At 64.7% G+C, this 21,511-nt stretch carries 19 protein-coding genes; 3 read left to right on the forward strand and 16 right to left on the reverse strand.

Features of this window, described 5'->3' with window-relative positions; translation table 11 throughout:
* Window positions 1-89: 89 nt before the first annotated feature.
* The 4 genes from IEY58_RS08360 to IEY58_RS08370 form a co-directional block, all read right to left on the reverse strand.
* Window positions 90-476, reverse strand: a complete 387-nt coding sequence (locus IEY58_RS08360) for a DUF2285 domain-containing protein (protein WP_189044604.1) — start codon at window positions 474-476, stop codon at window positions 90-92.
* A 94-nt stretch (window positions 477-570) separates the two neighbouring features.
* Window positions 571-879, reverse strand: a complete 309-nt coding sequence (locus tag IEY58_RS34780) for a transcriptional regulator domain-containing protein (protein WP_407648383.1) — start codon at window positions 877-879, stop codon at window positions 571-573.
* A gap of 114 nt (window positions 880-993) precedes the next feature.
* Complete coding sequence (locus IEY58_RS08365; protein ID WP_189044605.1) at window positions 994-1,272, reverse strand: DNA -binding domain-containing protein; 279 nt, start codon at window positions 1,270-1,272, stop codon at window positions 994-996.
* 40 nt (window positions 1,273-1,312) lie between these two features.
* Window positions 1,313-1,597 carry a helix-turn-helix domain-containing protein gene (locus IEY58_RS08370; RefSeq protein ID WP_189044607.1) on the reverse strand — a complete coding sequence of 95 codons (285 nt, stop codon included), beginning with the start codon at window positions 1,595-1,597 and terminating at the stop codon, window positions 1,313-1,315.
* Window positions 1,598-1,799: 202 nt separating this feature from the next.
* Here IEY58_RS08370 and IEY58_RS08375 point away from each other — a divergent pair, with 202 nt between their 5' ends.
* Window positions 1,800-2,072, forward strand: a complete 273-nt coding sequence (locus IEY58_RS08375; RefSeq protein WP_189044609.1) for a helix-turn-helix domain-containing protein — start codon at window positions 1,800-1,802, stop codon at window positions 2,070-2,072.
* Between the two features lie 69 nt (window positions 2,073-2,141).
* On the opposite strand, the gene IEY58_RS08380 is transcribed toward IEY58_RS08375, so the two are convergent.
* The 10 genes from IEY58_RS08380 to IEY58_RS08425 form a co-directional block, all read right to left on the reverse strand.
* A complete protein-coding gene (locus IEY58_RS08380; protein WP_189044610.1) occupies window positions 2,142-2,465 on the reverse strand; it encodes a DUF736 domain-containing protein in 324 nt (107 codons plus the stop codon).
* A gap of 596 nt (window positions 2,466-3,061) precedes the next feature.
* Window positions 3,062-3,625, reverse strand: a complete 564-nt coding sequence (locus IEY58_RS08385) for a hypothetical protein (protein WP_229743577.1) — start codon at window positions 3,623-3,625, stop codon at window positions 3,062-3,064.
* A gap of 91 nt (window positions 3,626-3,716) precedes the next feature.
* A complete protein-coding gene (locus tag IEY58_RS08390) occupies window positions 3,717-4,646 on the reverse strand; it encodes a DUF2493 domain-containing protein (RefSeq protein ID WP_189044612.1) in 930 nt (309 codons plus the stop codon).
* Between the two features lie 328 nt (window positions 4,647-4,974).
* Entirely contained in the window at window positions 4,975-6,030 is a 1,056-nt protein-coding gene (locus IEY58_RS08395; protein WP_189044614.1) for a DUF7146 domain-containing protein, read from the reverse strand.
* Entirely contained in the window at window positions 6,030-10,364 is a 4,335-nt protein-coding gene (locus IEY58_RS08400) for a strawberry notch family protein (protein WP_189044616.1), read from the reverse strand. Before IEY58_RS08400 ends, IEY58_RS08395 begins: the two co-directional genes overlap by 1 nt.
* 179 nt (window positions 10,365-10,543) lie before the next feature.
* A complete protein-coding gene (locus IEY58_RS08405) occupies window positions 10,544-11,101 on the reverse strand; it encodes a hypothetical protein (protein WP_229743578.1) in 558 nt (185 codons plus the stop codon).
* A 116-nt stretch (window positions 11,102-11,217) separates the two neighbouring features.
* Entirely contained in the window at window positions 11,218-13,155 is a 1,938-nt protein-coding gene (locus IEY58_RS08410; protein WP_456057518.1) for a ParB/RepB/Spo0J family partition protein, read from the reverse strand.
* Window positions 13,156-13,475: 320 nt separating this feature from the next.
* A complete protein-coding gene (locus tag IEY58_RS08415; protein WP_189044619.1) occupies window positions 13,476-14,390 on the reverse strand; it encodes an addiction module antidote protein in 915 nt (304 codons plus the stop codon).
* Window positions 14,387-14,980: a ComF family protein gene (locus IEY58_RS08420; protein WP_229743579.1), complete on the reverse strand. Its 594-nt coding sequence runs from the start codon at window positions 14,978-14,980 to the stop codon at window positions 14,387-14,389. Before IEY58_RS08420 ends, IEY58_RS08415 begins: the two co-directional genes overlap by 4 nt.
* An 80-nt stretch (window positions 14,981-15,060) precedes the next feature.
* Window positions 15,061-16,002, reverse strand: coding sequence for an ArdC family protein (locus tag IEY58_RS08425; protein WP_189044621.1), 942 nt, complete (start codon window positions 16,000-16,002; stop codon window positions 15,061-15,063).
* A 358-nt stretch (window positions 16,003-16,360) separates the two neighbouring features.
* Here IEY58_RS08425 and IEY58_RS08430 point away from each other — a divergent pair, with 358 nt between their 5' ends.
* Entirely contained in the window at window positions 16,361-17,683 is a 1,323-nt protein-coding gene (locus IEY58_RS08430) for a HEPN/Toprim-associated domain-containing protein (RefSeq protein ID WP_189044623.1), read from the forward strand.
* On the forward strand, window positions 17,683-18,741 hold the full coding sequence (locus IEY58_RS08435; RefSeq protein ID WP_189044625.1) for a S1 family peptidase: 1,059 nt from the start codon (window positions 17,683-17,685) through the stop codon (window positions 18,739-18,741). Before IEY58_RS08430 ends, IEY58_RS08435 begins: the two co-directional genes overlap by 1 nt.
* A gap of 36 nt (window positions 18,742-18,777) precedes the next feature.
* Here the strand turns inward: IEY58_RS08435 and IEY58_RS08440 are convergent, their stop codons facing one another.
* Both IEY58_RS08440 and IEY58_RS08445 read right to left on the reverse strand, forming a co-directional pair.
* The gene (locus IEY58_RS08440) at window positions 18,778-21,234 is read right to left on the reverse strand and encodes an AAA family ATPase (RefSeq protein WP_189044627.1); all 2,457 of its coding nucleotides are present in this window, start codon (window positions 21,232-21,234) and stop codon (window positions 18,778-18,780) included.
* Window positions 21,231-21,440: a hypothetical protein gene (locus IEY58_RS08445; protein WP_189044628.1), complete on the reverse strand. Its 210-nt coding sequence runs from the start codon at window positions 21,438-21,440 to the stop codon at window positions 21,231-21,233. The genes IEY58_RS08440 and IEY58_RS08445 overlap by 4 nt, the downstream gene beginning before the upstream one ends.
* Window positions 21,441-21,511 lie beyond the last annotated feature (71 nt).

The following is a 21,511-nucleotide window of genomic DNA, read 5'->3' on the forward strand; positions in this document are numbered from 1 at the left end:
CGTTGTCGATCACGGTGGCGGAGGGCCCGAGCGCGCAGGAGTGCGATGTCGCCCGGCGGCGAGATCGCACTATTGCGGTCGGATAGGTCTCAGATCCTGCGCCGGAAGGGGTGAAGGAGGAGACGGCGATAGCCGCCGTTCATCAGGCGAAGGCCGAGCCTGACGAGCCGGCCGGTGCGATCGCGCAGATCATGATCGATCCAGTCGCGCTTGGTGAGGTTTCTCGGTCGAAAGAGCGCGGTCGCAATCTCGAACTGCGTCGCGCCGTCGAGTTTTCCGTCGAGCGCGCGCAGGGCGAGGATGAGCCGGTCGGCGGCTTGGGCCGTGAGCGCGCTCGGATTGGGCCCGGGTCGATGGCCACAGAGCATGCGCCATAGCCGGAGCGCAGCGGCGACGCGGGTCTCGAAGAGCTGATCGAGAGGCAGGAGCACGGCCTCGGCACCGTCGCCCAGGCCAAGCCGCTCTATCCTCAGCATCCCCCCATCCGCCGCGACCGCAATATTCTGGTGGGCGGTTTGGATGAAGGGTAGAAAAGCCTCGGCTGGAAGCTCAACCCCGGGAGCGGTAATCCTAATCGGTGCCGTCGTTACGGCAGTGACAGTGGGAAGCGCCTGCGCGGTCCAGAGGGCAATGCCAAGCGTCGTCCTGGCTGGCACATCGTCGAAATCGCACCCCCCAGCGCCGTGCGAAGTCGTCGGCGTCTGACGTCTTCAGTGCGCCCTGCCGATCAGCTTCCTCGAGGCTTATCCGTTCTTTGTTGAACTGCGCGTTCCGACGCAGATATTCCCAGGCGAAGCCGGGCGCGTCGAGGTCTCGGAGTTCCTCATACGGCGCAGGCGACCGCCAATCCTCGGAAGCCATTCCAGCTCCTCCCGGCATAGGCCGACCATTGGGGTGGCCTCCGAAAATGCACGTTTAGGTGGCGGAGCGAAACGGAGGCGTTCTGCATAGTACGTTGCAGAGTTCGCAAGGAACGAGTTCGCGCGTCGCGGGTCAGTGCGGCGCGCCGCCGCGGAGCAAGTGGCAATATCCGTGCTCGGTCATCCAGCGGGCGCGGGCGAGATGGCTTTCCCAAGCGCGGTGGGCGCGATCCGGTTCGCAGTCGGGATCAATGTGCAGGACGATCCTTGCGACCTCGCGCCAGTCGGCGCCCTCGGCCTCCGCGTCGAGGAGCCGAAGGTAGGTGATCAGGTGCTTTTCGTCATAGCCGGTGAGTATTGAGGCATCTGGAGCAAGGTCCGCCACGGGCGGGTCGAGCGGCGGTGGCTGCATCTGGCCCTCCAATCGATCAAGCGGAATATGAGTTGTTCTACTATACCCCGATGTGGGGGCGTTGGCGTGACGGTCCTTTCGCCATTTCGTCGTTCGCATCGTGAAGGAGCATCACGCCGCGTCCGCGGTCGGACTCGATGAACAGGATTCCAGCGCTCTCGAGCGCGCGACGCACCTGGTCGCGCGTGCTCTCGTGCGTCTGGAGATCGCGTTCCGATTCCAGGCGCTTGAGGGCGGTCAGGGCCACCAGGGCTTTTTCGGCGAGCATTTCTTGCTTCCAATTCAGCAAGGCCCGCGCTGCCCGAATCTGTCGGCCGGTGATCATTCATGATCACCTCCGACAGACGATCTGCACGTGCCAGGAATACGACTATAATAGTCGCTTTCTGGTCACTCAACGCCCGAATTGCCATGGTTTCGGTATCTGTCAGGGTCGTTCCGCTATGCTGATAACAAGCCGATTCGGCTAGTTAGCCGCGTATTATAATGCGTAGCAATAAAATACGCGAACGGCATCCATCCTTGGGATGGATATCCGGGTCGCATTTGGAAAAAATCTGAGACGGTTTCGGCTTCAGGCAGGCCTCAGCCAGGAGGCCGTCGCGGAGCGAATGAGCGTCGATCGTGCGCATGTCAGCAGCATGGAGCGCGGGCTGCAGAATGTGACGCTGCTGACTATCTGGGAGGCGGCACAGGCCGTTGCATGTGCGCCGGCCGACTTGCTGGCGACCGTGGGCGACGAGCCGGTCGTCGGGGCGGCGGTCGTGAAGGCGCCGAGACGCAGGCGCACGAAGTCATAAGCGAAGCCTTGGTGCGTATGGCAGCGATGGCCGGCCCGCCTGGGGTCCAGGCGGGCCGTCGCGTCACCGCTACTCGCCGCGCCGCCCGTTGGGGCGCGACCAGATGAGGCTGTAGCCCTCGCCGTCTTCGTCGTCGAAGAGGTTGGCGTAGATCGCGGCATTGAAGGAGGGATCGTCCAGCTTCACCGACAGGTAGTCGCGGCCTTCGTTGGAGCGCTTGGTCCACGCGGCGCCGATCTCGGCGCGGCCCACGAAGACGCGGTGGCTGGGAGCGTTGTCGTTGGCGCGGTTGGTCTCCGGAACGATCCGCACACCCTTGGTCTGGACGCTTAGGGTGACGATCTCGCCCTGGAACTCGCTGCCGACCTTCTTGAAAGAACCGATGTTGGCCATGTCACTTCTCCTTGCTGTTTCGAGCCCGCGACCACCGCGGCCTCGATGGCGATCGGCAGGCCGGAGGCGATCGGCGACGCACCCGCTCGCGGGCCGGAGCGCAGCGGAGGATGACGGCGGTGAGACTTTCTTGCCTCGCGAGGAATGGGCCTGCCCGGGGTCCCCACGAGGCTTGCCTCGTGGGGTGGGTGTCCCAGGGGAAGAAAGTCGATCCGCCGGCGTTGCGGCTCAGGCGATCGAGGCGTAGCCGCCCTTCGGCCAGATCAAGCCAAGGAGAGGCCAGGTGCTCGCGTGCCGAACAGCATCCTCGGGAGAAGCCTGGCTAAACTCGGTCACTGATCACAAGAGGGGCAGCGAACAGGGCGTAGAGAAAGAGTCTCTAGCGCAGAATAGGGTGTGGCCTCGACTCGGTCCGTTCGCGGCTCGATGAAGTGTGCCCCCACCTGCGGTCGTGCGCCGCCGCAGCGGCTAGCCGGATCAACCGCGCTCAATGCCCGTGATGCAGGAGGGGAAGTCGGGCGATCCCTTGTCGATGTCAGCCTCGTAACATCCCGACGATGAAGACGGCGAGGGCAATGGGCACGTCCGGGGTCACGTTACGGGTGCTGCGGTGGGAGCGCGGTAGGTGTCGGCCCTACCGCGGGCGGGCCGGCGATCGCTGCCATGCGCACCAAGGCCGTCCCCCCGACGCAGATTGCGCCGATCACGGCGAAGACGTCGCTCCAGATCAAGGACGGCGTTCCAATGCGAGACAGGCCAAGCGTCATGCAGAAACCGGCTATGGCGGCGGGTGCAGCGTAGAGCAGAGCGATGGCACCGCGCGCAATCGGCGAGCGTGTCGAGGCGAAGAGGAATTGTCCGATCATAAGCGTGGCGGCGCCGGCCAGAACACCGACGACGATGGCGCCCAAGACACCGGCGCCACTGTGGTAGGCCGCGAAGAACGCTGTGAGGCCGGCGTAAAAGGGCAAGGCATAGACGGCCAAGGTGAACAGCAACCAACAGAGGAAGCCGATCCCGAACACGCTGAGAATGAGGCCGACGATGATCATGGTGGCGGGCTCCGTGACTTGGGGTTCAACGGTCGCGTCTTCCACCACCACCACGACGCGTATTGGATTATAGTCGAAGGCCAAGAGCGCCGGGAGCGAAAAACGCATGAGGCTGAAGTATCCGGAGAGGCGGCTCGGCGGAGAGCCGTCGATCCGGCTTTGCGCCTTTCAGGCATTACGGTGTCGGGAGAGGCGGCGCTTACGCGCCGCCGAACTTCCAGACCGGGATGCCGAGCGCCTTGGCCTTGTCGGCGAGGTTGTCCTGGATGCCTGTGCCCGGGAAGTGCATCACCCCGATCGGCAGAACGTCGAGCATCGCATCGTTGCGCTTGAACGGTGCGGCCTTGGCGTGCTTCGTCCAGTCGGGCTTGAACGCGATCTGTGGGACCTTGCGGTTGTCGGCCCATTTGGCGGCGATCAGCTCGGCGCCTTTTGGCGATCCGCCGTGCAGCAGCACCATGTCCGGATGCTTGGCGTGGACCTGGTCGAGCTTGGCCCAGATCAACCGGTGATCGTTGAAGTCGAGCCCGCCAGTGAGCGCCACCTTGGGACCCGGTGGCAGGAGCACCTGGTTGTCGGCGCGCTTCTTGGCGCTGAGGAAGTCGCGGCTGTCGATCATCGCCGAAGTCAGGTTGCGATGGTTGACCTTCGACCCGTTGCGCGGCCGCCAGGCTGAGTGGGTGTGCTGCTCGAATTGGTCGGCGGCCTGGTCGCGCATCAGCTCGAAAGCATTGCGGCGCTCGATCAGCGTCTGGCCCTCCTCCGTCAGCCGTTCCAGTTCGACGGACTTTACCTCGCTGCCGTCCTGCTCCCGTTGCGAGCGCTGCTGCGCCAGCTCGTTGTCGTCGAGTTCGCGTTCGATCCGGTCGATAGCACGGTGGAACACGTTCACCGTCGACCAGAGCAGGTCTTCGAGGTCGGGTTCGAGGCGAGTGTCCGCCAGTGCCACCACCAGGGCGTCGAAGATGTCGGAGATGCTGCCCGCGAGGATATTTGCTTCAGGGAGCGGCCTGGGATCGGGCTCGTCGTGGAAGGGACGGTAGCCATAGAGCTGGAGTTCGTGGAGGACCTGGTCGGTAGGGGATGAGCTGTGATGCGGCTCGAAATCGTCGTCGCGGTCGGTGGTCATCGCAGGCTTCCTTCGTAGGATCGACCGCGCCCATCGCGGCCTTCATGGCGACGCAGGCGGCAGGCGGACCGGACCTGCACCCGAAGCGAAGCGGAGGGCCGAAGCGGCAGCGGAGGGCCGAAGGGGGCCGACTATTTTGTCTCGCGATGGAAAGGCGGCCTCGTCCGCCGCCGGAAAATAGTCGGCCCACAAGGTTGCCGGTCCGGGCCGTTTGCCGCCCGATCGCCCTCTCAGAAGGCCGTGGGAGTGGTCCTTTCCGACGTTGACAGGAAGCATGACCGGCGGCCTCGCCGTGACGACGCCGACGCGCCTCCTCATCCCGTTCCGGCTATGCTGCCAGCTCCATGAAACGGGTGACGTCCTGCGCTGCGATCTGTACCCGGCTTGCCGCCCGAAGCGCGTCGATTCCGAGCAGCCGGAGATCCTCGTTGAAGTCGCCGAGCCGTGGCGAAATCACGATCGCCTCGATCCCGGCCTCCTGCGCCCGGTCGACCAACGTCGCCATCGCGCCGTCCCCGGCGGGATCGTCGTCTCGGGCGATGTAGAGCCTGCGCAACGTGTCCGGGAACAGGATGGCGGAGAGATGCGCTGCCGAGAGAGCTGCGACCATCGGCAGGGTTGGCAAGACGCATCTCAGCGAAAGCATCGTCTCGATGCCCTCGCCGGCCGCCATGATTTCGCCCGCCACGCCAAATCGAACGGCGTGACCGAGCAGGTCGCCCATCGCCCGCCTCGGCGTGTCGATCGGCGCCTTGCCGAGCGTAGCCTCTGTGAAGCCGCCGGGATCGAGCCAGGTGCGATGCGCCCCGGTCAGATGGCCAGAGAGGTCGGTGACGGAAGCGATCATCGCCGGCCAGGTCTCGGTCGGGCTGTGCTCGTCAGGCCGGTAGTAGCAGCGCGGGTGGAAGCGCAGGCTTCCGGTTCCGTGCAAAGACGTAATGCCGCGGTTGCGGAGATACGTTTCTACGAGAGTACGGGAAATCGACTGCGACATGGCGAACAGCCGCCGTGCTGCTTCGGGTGATCCGGTTGGAGCGCTCGGTGGGCGTGATCGGGCACGATCCGGCTCCGGTTCGGGATGGGGTAAGCTGAGGAACACGCGCGCTTCGTCGGCGACGTCCTTGAAGTCGATCAAGCCGCAGCTTTCGCGGATCACGTCGAGCAGGTCGCCATGCTCGCCGGTTGCGGCGTCGGTCCATTTGCCGGCAGGCCCTTTCACCGACTCTTTCAGCCGCACGAACATCGAGCGGCCCGGCGTGTTGCGGACGTCGCCCACCAGCCAGTAGCGGCCCTCCCGCCGCCCGGCCGAGAGGTAATGTCGGCACACCGCCTCGGCGTCGCGCGCGAGACGGTGTGCCAGTTCGGACGCATCGTGGCGGGCCATCACGCGGCTTCCCGCTCGCCGATGCGCCCGATCGGATAGTGGTCTAGCACCTTCATCAGCACATCGGCGCCGGTCGGATCGGTCGGCACGAACATGCGCAGTTTCCAGGAGATGATCTCGCTGAAGAGGCCGTAGGCGCGTAGCCGGTCCCGCATCGTGTCGGCGAAGCCCGACAGTTCAATGCGCTGGGCGCCCATGACGCGCACCCGATGGAGCTGCAAGCCTTCGGCGAGGTCGAGGACGGTACGGCCCTCGATCAGCGCCGCGAAGGCCGCATCGGGTGTCAGACTGGTCGCTCCGGTCAAGGAGGCGTTCGCCGCCCAGGCGGGCGAGACCCTGCGGCCGATGATGCGTTCGCCCGCGTCGGTCTGGAGCCGATAGACGCGGGTCGACTCGTTCGGCAGGCGCTTCCAGATCGGCAACAGCAAGCCGGCGACGATATGGATCGTGGTGTCGGCGAACTCGGGGACCTCCGACACTTCGCGAGCCCATATCGCGGCGAAAGCCTCGCGGTCGGCTGCCTGCCAGTGGCTCTCATCAATCATCTTCAGCGAGGCGTGATGGTGCTCCATCGGCCGGATCAGCCGGACGCGGCGTTCGATCTCGCCGTCGTCGAGCATCAGGCTCGGCGCCGGGATCTGCACGGCGGCTCGGCCCGAGCGCTCGTTGATCAGCAGCCTCGCGCGAGGATCGGCGAGATGATCGAGCGCCTCATTGAGCGCCACCGGACGATTGCGCCGGCGCTCGGTGATGGTGAGCAGCCGGGTCTCCGCGCCAGTCGCGGGATGGGTGTAGATCGCGCGGCGATCGGTGACGACGAAGCTCTCGGCCTGCAGCGTCTCCAGGCCGACGTCATAAACGCCGCTGGCGATCGCGCCCTCGATCTTGGCGTTCAGCAACTGCTCGAACGCTGTGAACAGCACGCCCTGAAGGTCGATGGTGAGCGCCAGCAGGCGGTTGAGGAAGGTCGTGATTGGCGGCAGTTCGTCCTTGATGCCGTTGGCGTCCATGAGCTTGAGGCCCGTGGCGTCCTCGAACATCTGGAGCGAACAGTCTTCGATCTTGCCGCGCACGAGCAGCAGATAGAGCTGGCGCAGCGCGTCGCGGGCATAGTGCGATTCCAGATTGTCTTCGGGCCTGAACAATCCCTGTCCGCCGGTCTGGCGCTGGCCGCGGGTGATGGCGCCCAGCGTGTCGAGGCGGCGGGCGATCGTCGAGAGAAAGCGCTTCTCGGCTTTCACGTCGGTGGCGATCGGCCGGAAGAGCGGCGGCTGCGCCTGGTTGGTGCGGTTGGTGCGGCCGAGACCCTGGATCGCGGCGTCGGCCTTCCAGCCGGGTTCGAGCAGATAGTGGACGCGCAGCCGGCGGTTCCGCGCCGACAGTTCGGCGTGGTAGCTCCGACCTGTCCCGCCCGCCTCCGAGAAGACGAGGATGCGCTTCAGGTCGTCCATGAAGGCAGCGGTCTCGGCGAGATTGGCCGAGGCGGCGCGGTTCTCCACGACGAGGCGGTCGCCTTTGCGCACGATGCGGCGCGAGCGCCCGGTCACTTCGGCGACGAGGTCCGTGCCGAAGCGCTGGACGATCTGGTCGAGCGCGCCGGGCACCGGCGGCAGCGAAGCAAGCCGTTCGATTAGTTCGCCCCGACGGGCGACGGCCTCGCGGCTCTCGACCGGCTGGCCGTCGCGGAGAACGGGCCGGGACGAGAGGTTGCCCTCGTTGTCCGTGAACGGCTCGTAGAGCTGCACCGGGAAGGAATGGGCCAGATAGTCGAGGACGTATTCGCGCGGCGTGATGTCGACGCGGACGTCGTTCCATTCCTCGGTCGGGATTTCGGCGAGACGGCGCTCCATCAGTGCCTCGCCGGTGGAAACGATCTGCACCACGGCGGCATGACCGGCGGCCAAGTCCTGTTCGATCGAACGGACCAGCGTCGGCGTCTTCATGCTGGTGAGCAGGTGGCCGAAGAAGCGCTGCTTAGCGCTCTCGAAGGCCGAGCGGGCCGCCGACTTCGCCTGCCGGTTCAACGTGCCGGTCTGGCCGGTGATGTTGGCGGCCTGCATCGCCGCGTCGAGGTGATTGTGGATGATCGAGAAGGCGCCGGCATAGGCATCGTAGATGCGCCGCTGCTCGTCGGTGAGTTGGTGTTCGACTAGCTCGTATTCGACACCATCGTAGGAGAGCGACCGGGCGGTATAGAGACCGAGTGAGCGCAGGTCTCGCGCCAGCACTTCCATGGCGGCGACACCGCCATCCTCGATAGCCTCGACGAATTCGGCCCGCGTGACGAAGGGGAAGTCTTCGCCGCCCCAGAGCCCCAGCCGCTGCGCGTAGGCGAGATTGTGGACGGTCGTGGCCCCGGTCGCCGAGACATAAACCACGCGCGCATTCGGCAGGGCGTGCTGTAGGCGCAAGCCCGCGCGGCCCTGCTGCGACGGTGCGACGTCACCCCGTTCGCCCTTGCCGCCACCGGCGTTCTGCATGGCGTGGCTCTCGTCGAAAATGATCACTCCGTCGAAGTCGGAGCCCAACCATTCAACGATCTGGCGCACGCGCGAAAGCTTCTCGCCGCGGTCGTCGGACCGCAGCGTAGCGTAGGTTAAAAATAGGACGCCTTCGGTCAGCCGGATCGGCTTGCCTTGGGGGAAGCGCGAGAGCGGCGTGATGAGCAGGCGCTCCATGCCGAGCGCGGACCAGTCGCGCTGAGCGTCTTCGAGCAGCTTGTCGGACTTGGAGATCCAGACCGCCTTGCGCCGGCCCTTTAGCCAGTTGTCGAGGATGATGCCGGCCGACTGGCGGCCCTTCCCTGCGCCGGTGCCGTCGCCCAACATGAAGCCTCGGCGAAAGCGGACGGCGTTCTCCGCATCGTCGCGCGCGGCGGTGACGAGATCGAAGGTCTCGTCCACCGTCCAGGCGCCGGCGAGATAGTCGCCATGCGCCTCGCCGGCATAGATCACCGTCTCGAGCTGGGCGTCGGACAGGACTCCCTCGCTGACGAGACAGATCGGCAGGCGCGGCCGATAGCTGGGCTTCGGCGGCGCGACCGAGGACATGGCGGCGGACTGCACGAGCTTGGTGGGATGCGCCTGGGCGCCGGGAATCCGGATCGATTGAAGCCGGTATTCCTCATAGATCGCATCGCTGAGCCGGACGCCTTCAGCGGGCGCCCAGTCGATCGTCTCGTAGGCGAGATCGACCGCCTCTGGATCGGCGACTGAGGGCCTGGCGGCTTGCGCGGTAGCGGCGCGAGCGAGATAGCCGCGCACGGTTCGCGGCGCGGCGGCGGCCGACATCGGGATGGCAAGGTTGGGCGCGAGCGCCTGGCGAGCCGGAACGTGCTCGGCGATCCAGCTCAGCAGCGTGGCGACGTCGGGCGCGATGCCCCGTGACGCCGGCAAGGCGGACGGGTCCTCGGCGGGCGCCTTGTCGACGACGATCAGCCGCGTGTCGATGCTGGTACCATGCTTGGCGTAGACCGCGCCGTCGATTGCGGCGGTGAAGACGATGCGGCCGCGTTCCTGCAATCGAACGAAGGCGTCGCGCCAGGCCGGGGCGTCGGGCGAGAAATTCGCGCCGGTGATCGCCACCAGCCGCCCGCCATCGACGAGGCGCGCGAGGGCCGAGGCGATGTGGCGATAGGCAGTGTCCGCCATACGGCCGGTCACATTGGCCATCGCCGAGAACGGCGGGTTCATCAGGACGACGGTCGGGACGACGGCCTGATCGAGGTGATCGTCGAGCTGGGCGGCGTCGAAGCGGGTGACGGGGACGGTCGGAAAGAGAGGGGCGAGAAGCGCGGACCGGGTCTCGGCCAGCTCGTTCAGCGCGAGCGCGCCGCCGGCAATCTCGGCCAGGATGGCAAGGAGCCCAGTGCCGGCTGAAGGCTCCAGCACGCGATCCGCCGGCGTGATGGCCGCCGCGGTGAGGGCCGCGAGGCCGAGCGGAGCCGGGGTGGAGAACTGCTGGAAGGCCTCACTATCGGCGGAGCGGCGGGTGTGGGTGGGGAGAAGGCCCGCGATCCTGGCCAGGGCGGAAAGACGCAAAGCCGGAGAGCCGGCTTTCCGGAACAGCGCCTTTCCGTATTTACGCAGGAAGAGGACGGTCGCGGCCTCGCAGGCATCGTAGGCCGTCTTCCAGTCCCAGGCGCCAGAAGCGTCGGAAGCGCCGAAGGCCGCTTCCATGGCGGCGCGCAGGATCGCAGCGTCCACCCGCTGGCCGCGTTCGAGATGCGGGAGGAGTCGCTCTGCGGCGGCGATGATGGCGCCAGCCGTGTCAGGATGAGGAACAGGCGACAGCGGCGCGGCTTGGTCGGCCGCGATCGGAGAAAGGTCGTTCATGAAGGGAGCCTCGGGAGAGCGGGAACGGGGGAGCCGGTCGGCGCTCTCTCTCGGACCGCACCTGCTCAAACCCGTCCCGGCCATCCTTTCACTCTGGGGTCAGCAACGCCGTGGCGCGGGCGTTGCTGGCATAAAAAAAAGCCCGGCTTGCGCCGGGCTGTCTCAGGGTTCCGCGGTGATCAGTGGGGACGCTTCATCTCCTGCGCCATGGTCTCGACGACATGCTCGAACCGTGCCGGGTCGCGAACCGCGCTCTTGAGGAGGTCGGTCCAATCAGGATGCTCGTGCGTCCACGTCATCATCGATGCCGGGTCGATGCCGCGGTGCTTGATCAGAAAGTTGCTGATCTTCGCCGGGATGAAGCTGGCGACCGAAGCGGCGTTGGTGGGCTTCGCCCGCGCCAGGATGATGAAGGCGCGCGAGAAGCTCACGAGATCGTCCTCGTCGGCGAGTTGCGTGAGAAGATCGAGGACCGCGCCTGAGGAGTGGGTGTAGGCCGCCGAGCCGTGCTCCGCGATCGCCTGAGCGATGCGAAGTTGGGTTTCTGGTGTCACTGCTTTTACCTCGTTGCTGAGACCGTCAAGCGCTTCGGCTTTTGCCCGACGCTCGGCGGCCAAGTTTCGGATGTCGTCGGCGTCCCGTTCGGTTGGAACCCAGACCTTCACTTCCTGCCATCCTGCGGCAACGCGGATCTCGCGCTGCTTCTGGACGCGGGAGGGGGGCTTTGTGCTGGTCATAGGGGCTCTCGAGATTGGCAACGTCGTATGGTGGTACGACGTAAGGTGGTACTAAGGAATCCCATTGTCAAGATGCGTCCAATGGCGGAGCGGCCGGAGCCGCCCCGCCGGTCCGCTTACTCCACCGCAACGAGGTGGCGCTCCTCGTCGTCGGCGTCGGCGGAGGCCTCTTCGTCGTCGCCCGCGAGGAAGTCGGGCAGCGCTGCGCCGTCGTCTTCGCCGTCGGCCAGGGTGTCCGGCGTGGCCGCCTCGTTTCCGGAGATCAGGCGCAGCGGCTCCGGCAGCCAGCCGGTGTCGGCGAGCAGGCGTTCGGCCTCTTTGGCCATATCGCCCTTCTTCAGGTGGTCGATGAGCTGCGCGGCCTGCTCGCCGGCGCCTTCGCGCACGGCTTCGAGGATGCGGAGCTTGGTGACACGGCCGAGATAGTTGGCGGAGGTGGCCCGCCAGCCGGCACCGACCATGTCGAGACCCACAGCCCGAGCAAGTCGGTCGGCCTGGGCGACGCGGCGGTCAAGGCTGTGCTGCGAGAGGCCAGCGCCGCCGTAACGGTCGACCTTCTCGATCAGCGCGTTGACGCCGTAGCTGACGCAATGCGCGAGTAGCGCCATGCGGCTGGTGTCGTCGAGGCCAGCGATCCAGTCCCAGAGCACGTCGTCGTCGGTCGGTACGTCGGCTTTCCAGCCCTCGTGGCGCTCGGCGACCGACTTGGCGGACGGGCTGTCGCTGAGGTCGTCGGGCTGAGCGGGAAAGAAGACGTGGCGGACCGAGGCCTCCAGGCACCCGCCACTCGCCGAGGTTCGGAGAAAGCTGTCGGTGACGAACTGGTGGAGCAATGCAGTCATCGCGACGTGCGGATTGCCGGCAACCGCATCGCGCAGCGCGAGCGTGCGGTGGGCGGTCAATTCGGTCACCAGGCGCTCGGGGAGCGGCTTGATGACTTCGTCGTCCTCCTCCTCGGGCTCGGCCGGCTGGCCGCCGATGGTGATGACGGCGCGCTGAACCGCTTGCGCTTCGGTTGCTCCGTCCTGGCCGCCAGGCTCGACCGACCCGCCCTCCGGCTCCGCCCGCGCCTCGTCCTCCGGTCGAACATAGCCCCGATCAATGTCGAGCGAGCCGTTGGCGTCGATGCTGACGAAGACGCCGGCGCGCAAAACCTCGTCCGCATCGTAGAGGGTGGGGCGGTTGTCGAAGCTCGCGAGGGCCGTCTCGATCTCGCCGAGCCGCTGGTCGACTTCGTCGGGCAACTCGTCGGCTCCTTCATATTCGGCCTCGAGTTTGGCGTATTCCGCGTCCAGCGCATCGATCGTCGCCCGCTCGTCGGCGGTCAGGTCGATGGGGACGCCGACCAGCTCGCGCAGGCCGTTCGTGGCGCCGTAGGGAAAGCTCACCCCGACCGCGACCCATTTCCAGCCTTCGCGGGCGATCTCCTCGGCCACGGCCTTGAGCTTGTCGGTCACGAGCTGGTCGAGCAACGCCGCATCCTGCAGCCAGCCGCCGTCGTCATCCTGGAAGAGGTCCCGCATGATTGAGCCGCCAGCTCCCTCGTAGGCGTCTAGACCGACGAAGACGGCCCGCTTGTCGCTCGCGCGGACGGTCTGCTCCGTCAGCATGCGCCGGATCTGATACGGCTCCTTCGACCATGCGTTCTTGATGGTGTCCCAAACCTGTTCCTGGCGGCCGTGGTCGCCGGACACGGTGAACGCCATGAGCTGTTCCAGCGTCATCTCCTCCGCCTCGTAGACGTCGAGCAGCGTCGGCGAAACGGTGAGCAAGCGCAGGCGCTGCTTCACCACCTGGGCCTGCACGAGAAAGGCCGCGGCGATCTCCTCTTCGGACATGCCCTTCGACAACATCGCGGCGAACGCGCGGAACTGCTCGATCGGCGTCAGCGGCAGGCGATCGATATTCTCGGCGAGGGAGACCTCCTCGGCTAGGATAGGGCTTTTGGCGTCGCCGACGACGCACGGAACCGGCGCAGTCTTGGCGAGGCGCTTCTGCTTCACGAGAAGCTCGAGCGCGCGATAGCGACGGCCACCGGCGGGGACGTCGAACATGCCGGTCTCGGCGCCCTCGGCGTCGAGCACAGGCCGGACGTGAAGGCTTTGGATGAGGCCACGACGGGCGATCGAGGCCGCCAGGTCCTCGATCGAGATGCCGTCCTTGCGGGTCCGGACGTTGGTCTGGGACAGGATGAGCTTGTTGAAGGGGATGTCGCGCGAGGACGACAGGGTGATCTTCTGAACGGCAGTAGCCATCGGGATTTACTCCGCGACGGGCGGCCGAGAGCCTCTCTCTCGACCTCCAACCCGTCACGGAAATCCCGGCACTCCTCTAACTCTCTCGCTGCGCGTCCCCCGACCGGGCACGTCGAAGCTCAGCCATGCGAAACGACTGCCTCGCGCTCCGGCGCCGCCGTGTCGGGCTTGACCTCGAGCCGAAGGCCGATCGACGACAGCACCTTCAGAACCGTCGTGAACTCGGGGTTCCCCTTTGGATCGAGCGATCGATACAGGCTTTCGCGCGCCAGCCCCGTTTCGCGCGCGACCTGACTCATGCCGCGGTCGCGCGCGATCTGGCCGAGCGTTTCCTTGATCGCGGTTGCGTCCGAGCGGGCGAGCGCGTCGTTGAGCGCCTTGACGACCTCGTCGAGCGCTGGGGCTTCGGGTATCGCGGAGGCGTTGGTCTCGTCCGAGGCTTCCTCGACCTTTTGACCGGACGGCGCTTTCTCCATCGCCGACAGGAAGGTGGGCTGATCGCTGATCTCGACCAACCGCCATTCGTCGGGTGTGGCGCGTTCCTTTACATCCCGGCGCAACTCATCGCTGCAATGCGCAATGAAATTCCTCCACGCGTCGACCGACTTGATGTTGACGACGTCCTTGTCCGGGACGTTGAACAGCACCGCGATCTTTCCAGCGATGGCGAGACGCAGCACGTTGAGAACGGTGCCTGGGCTTTTGCCATCCCAGATCATCAGGCCGAAATCGGCCTCGCGCGCCATCTCGCGGTCCTTGGCGGCGTAGAACTGAAAGCCCTTCGCGTTCTTGGGCGCGTCGACTTGATGGGTGAGCCAGGTCCCAAGGTTGTTGCGCGGCGAGGCGCCCGAGCAGAACACGGTGACCTTGTCATAGTGGATATCGTGGAAGTGCTTCTGCACGGCCTTGTCGGCGCCATTGGCATCTCCGACGATGACGCGGTGGCCGCTCGCGACGACATTGTCGAGCCGCTTCTTCACCTCCGAGGGAAGCCGGGAAACGTGTCGCGAGCCGCCTATGAAGATCGTGTTCAATGGTTGCTCCGTGTCTTGGTGATGGTGAGGGCGCGGACGACTGCCGCCTGTCCTGGGCCGAGGAGCTGGTCCGTGATGGCGTTCATGGTCGTCCCCGATCGAAAGAGATCGTCGAACAGGAGAATACTGCGGCCGCGTGTCTGCGTTGCGTCGACCTGATAGAGGCCGTCGACCTGCTTTTTCCGTTCCTCCGGATCGGTCACGTTCTTGAGCTGCGTGGTCGGTCGGGTCGTCGTGATGCACGACAGCACTGGAACGCCAAGCTGAGCTCCGATGCCCTCGGCGAGGACGATCACTGGCTGCAGGGCGCGCTGGTGGGATGGCGGAACCGGCACGATGCTATCGAACCTGTCTCGATAAGGCGCGAGGAAATTGGCGGCGGTTTCGATGATCGGACCCGCGGCGTCCCGGTCGCCTCGATTCTTCAGCCGGTAGAGAAGCTCCGCGATCTCTGGCCGCACGGTGTCGAACTGCATATGGCCGTATTCGTTGTATCCGACGGGCGTGCTGCTGGTCGTGTGGAGGTCGAGGGAAATCCCCGACTGCCACCGCCCCGCAATCTGTATCGGATTGATCTTGACGATAGCCATCCGTGCTCCCGAACCTCACCAACTGTAACCTATGGGCTACAGGTGGGCAAGGTCCGGTCGCTATTCAAGCGTGTGGAAAGTCAGGCGGCCTGGCTGAGGGGCCCGGCCGCGATGTCGTGATCGGGGAGGAAGCCTAGCAGATAGTCGGCCGCTTTGCTGGCCTGGCTCGCCGCCCGCACGATCGCGCGGTTGTCCTCCCGCAGGACCTCGAGCCAGGAGCCGATATAGTCGGCATGCCGTACCGTGGGCACGATGCCGATCGTCGCGCAGCAGAAGGCGGCGTTGATCTCGGCGACCAGCTCTTCGAATGCGTATTTCTTGGTGCCGAAGGAGCCCGAGAGGTCGCGGCCGAGACGGGAGGGATGGCCCGTCGCGTGCCCAAGCTCGTGCAGCGCCGTGCGGTGCCAGTTGATCGGCTCGAAATAGGCCTGCGGGGGCGGAACCTGAACGAAATCGGGGCCCGGCGCATAGAAGGCGCGATTTCCCCCGATGCGGAAGTCGACGCCGGTCGCTTTGATCAGCGCTTCGACGCGAGGCTCGATGAGGTCTGGCGCCGGCGGCGGGACCGGCGCAGCGAGGTCGTCGGGAAGACCCTCGCATTGCGCCGTGTTGAAGACCGTGAAGCGCTTCAGGAAAGGGATCGCCTGTGCGTCCTCGCCAGCCTCGCGGGCGCGCCGCTTCTCGTCGTCCGGAATGAAGCGGTCGGCGTAGACGACGGTGGTGCCGCGCTCGCCTTTTCGGACGTTGGCGCCGAGCGCGAGGGCCTGGCGGAACGTGAGCCAGCTCTGCCCCAGATAGCCGTGCTCAATGACGGCGCCCCAGAGGATCAGGATGTTGATCCCGGAGTAGGCCCGCCCGGTCGAGGCATTCCGCGGCATGGCAAGCGGCGCCTTCGCCGCCGCGGTGCCCCAGGGCTGGACCCAGGGCAGCCGGCCTGCCTCCAGCTCTCCGATGATCTTGTTGGTGATGTCGTCGTAGAGGCTCGCCCGATCGTGGGGCGCTTGACGCTGATGCTTGGTCATCGCGGATCTCCGCGACGGGCGCCGGAAGCCTCTCTCCCAGCTTTCAACCCGTCACGGCAAACCCGTCCGCACTCTCACTCTCGGCGGGGCGTTGCGGGGCAGCCGGCCCCGCAGAAGGGGGCGGCCGAGACCGCAGGACTTGGACGCGGGGGAAGGCTTTCCCCGCAAATCCGTGGAGCCGTAAATGCGTAGATCAGGGTGTCAGAAGGCAAGCGCGCCCTGATCGTGGTAGACTCGTCCGTACCGGCTCGGCAACTGCTAAAGCCCCTGCCGACAGGATCGCTCACGGTCGAACAGGTAGGGTGAAGGCGTGACATGACGGCGTCGACCGGCGCCGCAGCGTAAGTTCGGGGGAAGCTTGGGTACGGCAATCACACTTGATGTGGCCGGAGTGTCGGTCACGTACAGCAAAAACCACCGAGGAATTGATCACGGATCGATCTTTCAGGAACAGGATCGGAGGGCGGTCAAAAGCGATCAGCTCGACTATGACTGGTACCAGGAAAAGGGGGAGGATCCGACGTCATCTGAGATGGCGTTCACGCGGCCGCTCAAGGACGTTGTTCCTCGGCTGGAGTTGCTGGGCTTCAACCTGGACCGCGTGGAGCGAGAATACGCCGCCGTCGCGCGGCATTGGCTGGATCAAAGGTCAACACTTCAGGGCGAGGATGACCAGCCCGGCCCTGATCTGATGAGCTTTGCGGAGTTCTTCGCATTTGTGACGGCGCACCCGCTCGACAGTCTCGACGACACTTTCATCTCAAGTACAGATGACGCGACCGAATCGAAGATCCGCGGGCGTTTCGCCGCCATGCCGCTTGAACGGATTCCCAACTATCGGTCTTATGACGTCAACGCCTACTCCGAGCGAAGTTTCTTCGGCGAACTGGTGGGGATTCTCGATCCATATTCCGTATTGCGAATATTGGCAGAGGCGCAGGCGAACAAGGATGTTCCTGTTATCTGGCAGTACGGCCCCCTGGTGCAAGGGGGCTATGCCGCAGAGAGGGAGTTTGCGCCTCACGCCCGCCGGACAGAGACGTTCCTGATAGCCACCGAAGGCAGCTCAGACGTCCACATTCTAAAGCACGCATTATCGCTGCTGCGGCCAGGGATCGCGGATTTCTTTCGCTTCATCGACGTGAGCGAGAGCCACCCGTTTTCGGGTACGGGCAACCTCGTTAAGTTCGCCGAAGGGCTCGCGAAGATTGACGTCCAAAACCAGGTTGTTTTCCTATTCGATAACGACGCCGAGGGACTCGACGCTCATCAGCGGCTGTCAGGGTTCCCCCTGCCTGCGAATATGCGCGGGATAATGCTCCCCGAGCTGGATGACTTCCGTTCGTTCCCCGCGCAGGGGCCTGAGGGCATCCGAAACTCTGACATCAACCGGCGAGCCGCCGCGATCGAGTGCTATCTCGATCTCGATGCAGGTGGACATCCGCCGGCCAAGGTGCTCTGGACCAACTACAAGAAGAGCCTGGGCAGCTACCAGGGGGCGCTGGAATACAAGGAGTCCTATTCCAAGGAATTTCTGAGGCAGACGGCTGCGACGTTGGCCGAAGGTCAGTATGACACTCGCAAGATCGAGGCTGTCCTCGATCGGCTGGTTGCGGAGTGTACTGCCATCGCGGTCGACCGATGGAACCCGAGTGAGGTCGAGTTGAGAGATGTCTTCTGATGGTTGAGAAAAGCGCCTTTCAGGAGACCTACGTGCGCGCGGCTGGGGCCGTCGCGTTCGTCGCCGTCATCGATGCCAGCGGGCACGAAGGAATCGGCACAGCGTTTCATATCGGCGATGGGATCTTCGTAACGGCCCGGCACGTCGTCGATGGCGTGACCGTCAAGGAGATCGCTACGACCAAGTCGGCGCATCTCACGGAAGAGGCAGGTGGGAAGGCGGGACCGCCGCGGCGGCTGAACGTGATCGACGGACCCTATTTCGGTCGAGATGATCTCGATGTCGCGGTCTTCCGGGTCAATCTCGGTGACACGCCCCTACCGGCGATCACCGTCAGCCAGCATACTGACTATTCGCTCGGAGAGAACGACCTCGTACTTTCCGATATTCTCGTCATCGGCTACCCACCGATCCCGTTCACAACGGTTCCAAACCAGGTGGTCACGCTCGGACAGATCAACGCCGTGGTGCGCGTGCGTCATTCTCCGGTCTTGCATTTCATCGCCTCCGCCATGGCGCGAGGCGGGTTCAGCGGAGGCGTCGCGCTCGATCAGTCCGGTACCGCGCTGGCGCTCGTGACCGAGAGCCTGGGCCAAGGCGATATGCCGGTGGAGACCGGCTACATGAGCCTTCTGTCGATCGAGCCTGCTGTGGATCTTGCGGCCGAAAAGTTTGGGTTTGGAGTTGAGAGCGGCTATCCCGGCCGATACACTGACACTTTGTTCGCGGCGAAGTTTTCGGATCCGTCCAGCCGGTCGTTGAGCTCCTTCATCTATGACGCGAGTCTCTACGTGTACGACGACGATCGCGATGTGTTCGTCGAAATCAACTGTGCCGACGAGACGTTGCTGGCCGAGGCGGTCGCGACGTTTCACGCTGTCACGCCTCTGACCCGCCACGACGTCGTCGATGGGTCCGTCCTGTACACCCCGGACGAGAATCCGTCCGCAAAATTGCTTGCGGCGGGAGGCGAGGCGGTCGCTGCGGTGTTCGAGCGAGCCGGCTACAAGAGGATGGCGTCGGAACGCAGTCAGTGGCAGCTCAAACGGAAGGCGTAGGAAAAGATTTGCGCGGCTGATGATGGGCCCGCAAGACTATGCGCCTTTCCGCAGGAGATTCAGATTGAGCGCGCCGCATCCGCACCTCAATGCTTCCTTTCTGCCTCGGTCGGGAGCGACGAAGTACATCTCGTTGCAGGTGCCGCAGCCGAATGCGTCAGTGAATGCACGGAAGGCGGCGACCACGGGGATGAAGTCCTCCCTCTTGAGGTCGGCCCAGTCGTTGAAGTGAACGGCCGTGTTGATCTGCCAAGTCTCGTAGCCTGTCTTGGTCTTGGCTTCTCCGAAGGCAACCTCGATGGCGCCGATGCACTCGACGACGTCCTTCTGGTTCCAGGAATTTGCGGCGACCTTGGCCTTTTTCAGGAGGTCGCCCAGCGTGCTCGTCGCATTGGGGAGAAGATCGCCGAGCATGAACTGGGCGTCGCCTCTGAACTCAACATCGGCGCGTAGCCGATCGCAAGCCTCTTTGGCGAAATGTTCGAGGTAGTGGCGGAGCAGAGCGGCAGCGGCGCGCACATCGTTTTTGGCAAGGTAGCCTTCAATCTCGGCCCAGACGTCGCGATCGTCCCACTCGGTCGGGCCAAGATCCACGGTCCAGGTCCGGAAGTGGGCGAAGTTGCGGCCCTTGATGAGTCCCTCGGACTTCATGTGACGCAGCCAGATTTCGTCATGCGTTGTGAAGATGAACTGCGTGTTGGGGAACATCTCTTTGAGGAGGGTGCAAACCTGACGGCGGTGGCCGGCGTCGACCGACATCAGCACGTCGTCCAGGACCGCGAACGTAAAACTCGTTCCGAGCAGATGGTTCATTAGAGCAAGGTAGAGGCAGAGACCCATTCCGTCCTGGTGGCCCTCGCTGTGATATGCGCCAGGCGGAAAGTGGCCGCGTCCATAGAAGTCTACGTCGAAACCGAGTTTGCCGATCGAGGGCATCAGCTTTGCCGTGAATGCCTTCTCGTCGTCCTCGTTGATTTTCCGGTAGTAGCTCGCGAAGGCGATCTCTACGTCCTTGTAGATCTTTTCGAGCGCGGTCGTCGTGACAGTGCCATAGCTGGTGAAGACCTTCGTGGCGCGGTCAGCGCGGACCTTGCCGGCAGCCAACTTGAGTCGCGCGGTTCGGTAGATCTCAAGCCGCTCCTGCGCGAGGACCAGGAAGTCACGCGCTGCGTCCTGCTTGGTGGGTTCGGGTATTGCCACGATCGCGGCCGTAAGCGCGGCCAGCGATGGCTCCATATCCGGAACGCTGTGAGCCGCCGATAGGACCGCGCGTGTGTCATCGAGCGGCAAGAGCTTCTGAAGCTGCTGGTATCGTCCCCGAAGAACGGTCCTGAACTCGGTGAGCGCGGTGGCGACGATCTTCGGCGAGAACAGGCCAGCGTAATCGATCATCGTGTTCAAGGCGGTGCCGGCGGCATGGAGGGCGTCGAGGATCGGCTTCAGTTCCGCTTCGATCGCCTCGCGCCTTTTGCTCACATCTTCAAGGTGCGCCAGCTTGCCGGACAGGTGGCCCGTGAAAGCGTCCGGCTCGAACGGCGTGTCGCAGACCGGGCACGCGGCCCCATCATACAGCTCCAACGCCGACTTCAGGAGGGCCTCGCGCGACAGGCCGTTGAGGCTTGCGGCATCCTTCCCGAGCTCGGCCGCGTTGGCCTCTGCGGTTGAGCATGCTTGCTTGAAGGACGCACTCTCGAGCGCCTTGAGTGCCTCTCGCAAGGTTGCAAGATCGGCGGCAGCCTGCACCTTCGGCACGCGGCCCGGTGCGCTCGCGGTGGTCGTGGTCAGCCCATCTTTGACCGAGGTGTTGGCCTCAAGGTCGGTCAGCGGTGGGAGGCCGAGCAGCTCCCGGCGCGGATTGACCGCGTCGAGGACGGATTTCTTGCTGAGCTGTGCGGTGTCAAGCACGGCAAGAAGATTGGTGATGGCGTCTCTCTCTGAGCGCTCCAACCCCGGGAGGTCCTTGGTGCAGGTATTGGCGATCTTCTGCAGCACGCCCCGCAGCCGCTCAATGTCGTCGAGGCGGAGGAGCGATTGGACCTCCTTTGACCGTTGGCCTGGCTCGGAGATGACATACCGGATCAGCTCGCGGCGCGAGAGGACGAACTCTGGGTGAAGGTTGACACTCTCGAACGCGGCGATGACGTCCTTGTCGGCCGGCTCGATCTCCGGCGCGCTTGCCGATTTCACAGTTCGGCGGATCTGGGCCTTTTTATTGCCGAGGGAAGGGATCGTGACGTCAAGGGTCACCGACGCGGCCTCGGGCTTGTTGCGGCTGTCGACATGGGGACCGTGCGCCTTGACCGAGAGACCTCCGGTCCCCGCGCCGGCTAGGCGCGAGATGTTGCCAGTCAGGGCAAACTCGATCGCATCCACGATGCCGCTCTTGCCGGTCCCATTCGGTCCGCAGGCAGCGAAGTTCTGACCCTTGAGCCCAAGGGTCAGCTCTCGGATGCCGCGAAACTCCTTGATGTGTATCTTGTCGATCCGGATCATGAGGCTTCCGGAAACAGGGCGGCGCGGATCGATGGCTCCGCAAAGACGCCGTCTTCGAGAACAACCTTGCGGAGCCTGGGCGCTATTTCGCCGAAGCCTTTCTCCTTTTCCAAGGTATCGAAGAACTCGCCAAGGATAGTGGCGGCGACCGACTTCACCTTTGCGGGCGGCTCGGCCGCCTGATCTCCATCCTCAATGGTGTCCAAGATGTTTTCCCCCGACGCATGCAAAATAACAGGAAACGCTGCTTGCGTCAGGGTGGGACTCGCGCACTGGA

The organism is Aliidongia dinghuensis, assembly GCF_014643535.1.
Lineage (GTDB): Bacteria > Pseudomonadota > Alphaproteobacteria > ATCC43930 > CGMCC-115725 > Aliidongia > Aliidongia dinghuensis.

Coding starts and splice junctions, on each gene's coding strand:
- IEY58_RS08425 (WP_189044621.1), bottom strand. CDS start 16,002: ATGACCAAGCATCAGCGTCAAGCGCCCCACGATCGGGCGAGCCTCTAC.
- IEY58_RS08370 (WP_189044607.1), bottom strand. CDS start 1,597: ATGATCACCGGCCGACAGATTCGGGCAGCGCGGGCCTTGCTGAATTGG.
- IEY58_RS08385 (WP_229743577.1), bottom strand. CDS start 3,625: ATGCGTTTTTCGCTCCCGGCGCTCTTGGCCTTCGACTATAATCCAATA.
- IEY58_RS34780 (WP_407648383.1), bottom strand. CDS start 879: ATGCCGGGAGGAGCTGGAATGGCTTCCGAGGATTGGCGGTCGCCTGCG.
- IEY58_RS08420 (WP_229743579.1), bottom strand. CDS start 14,980: ATGGCTATCGTCAAGATCAATCCGATACAGATTGCGGGGCGGTGGCAG.
- IEY58_RS08390 (WP_189044612.1), bottom strand. CDS start 4,646: ATGACCACCGACCGCGACGACGATTTCGAGCCGCATCACAGCTCATCC.
- IEY58_RS08400 (WP_189044616.1), bottom strand. CDS start 10,364: ATGAACGACCTTTCTCCGATCGCGGCCGACCAAGCCGCGCCGCTGTCG.
- IEY58_RS08435 (WP_189044625.1), top strand. CDS start 17,683: ATGGTTGAGAAAAGCGCCTTTCAGGAGACCTACGTGCGCGCGGCTGGG.
- IEY58_RS08440 (WP_189044627.1), bottom strand. CDS start 21,234: ATGATCCGGATCGACAAGATACACATCAAGGAGTTTCGCGGCATCCGA.
- IEY58_RS08360 (WP_189044604.1), bottom strand. CDS start 476: ATGCTGAGGATAGAGCGGCTTGGCCTGGGCGACGGTGCCGAGGCCGTG.
- IEY58_RS08405 (WP_229743578.1), bottom strand. CDS start 11,101: ATGACCAGCACAAAGCCCCCCTCCCGCGTCCAGAAGCAGCGCGAGATC.
- IEY58_RS08380 (WP_189044610.1), bottom strand. CDS start 2,465: ATGGCCAACATCGGTTCTTTCAAGAAGGTCGGCAGCGAGTTCCAGGGC.
- IEY58_RS08365 (WP_189044605.1), bottom strand. CDS start 1,272: ATGCAGCCACCGCCGCTCGACCCGCCCGTGGCGGACCTTGCTCCAGAT.
- IEY58_RS08375 (WP_189044609.1), top strand. CDS start 1,800: ATGGATATCCGGGTCGCATTTGGAAAAAATCTGAGACGGTTTCGGCTT.
- IEY58_RS08395 (WP_189044614.1), bottom strand. CDS start 6,030: ATGGCCCGCCACGATGCGTCCGAACTGGCACACCGTCTCGCGCGCGAC.
- IEY58_RS08410 (WP_456057518.1), bottom strand. CDS start 13,155: ATGTTCGACGTCCCCGCCGGTGGCCGTCGCTATCGCGCGCTCGAGCTT.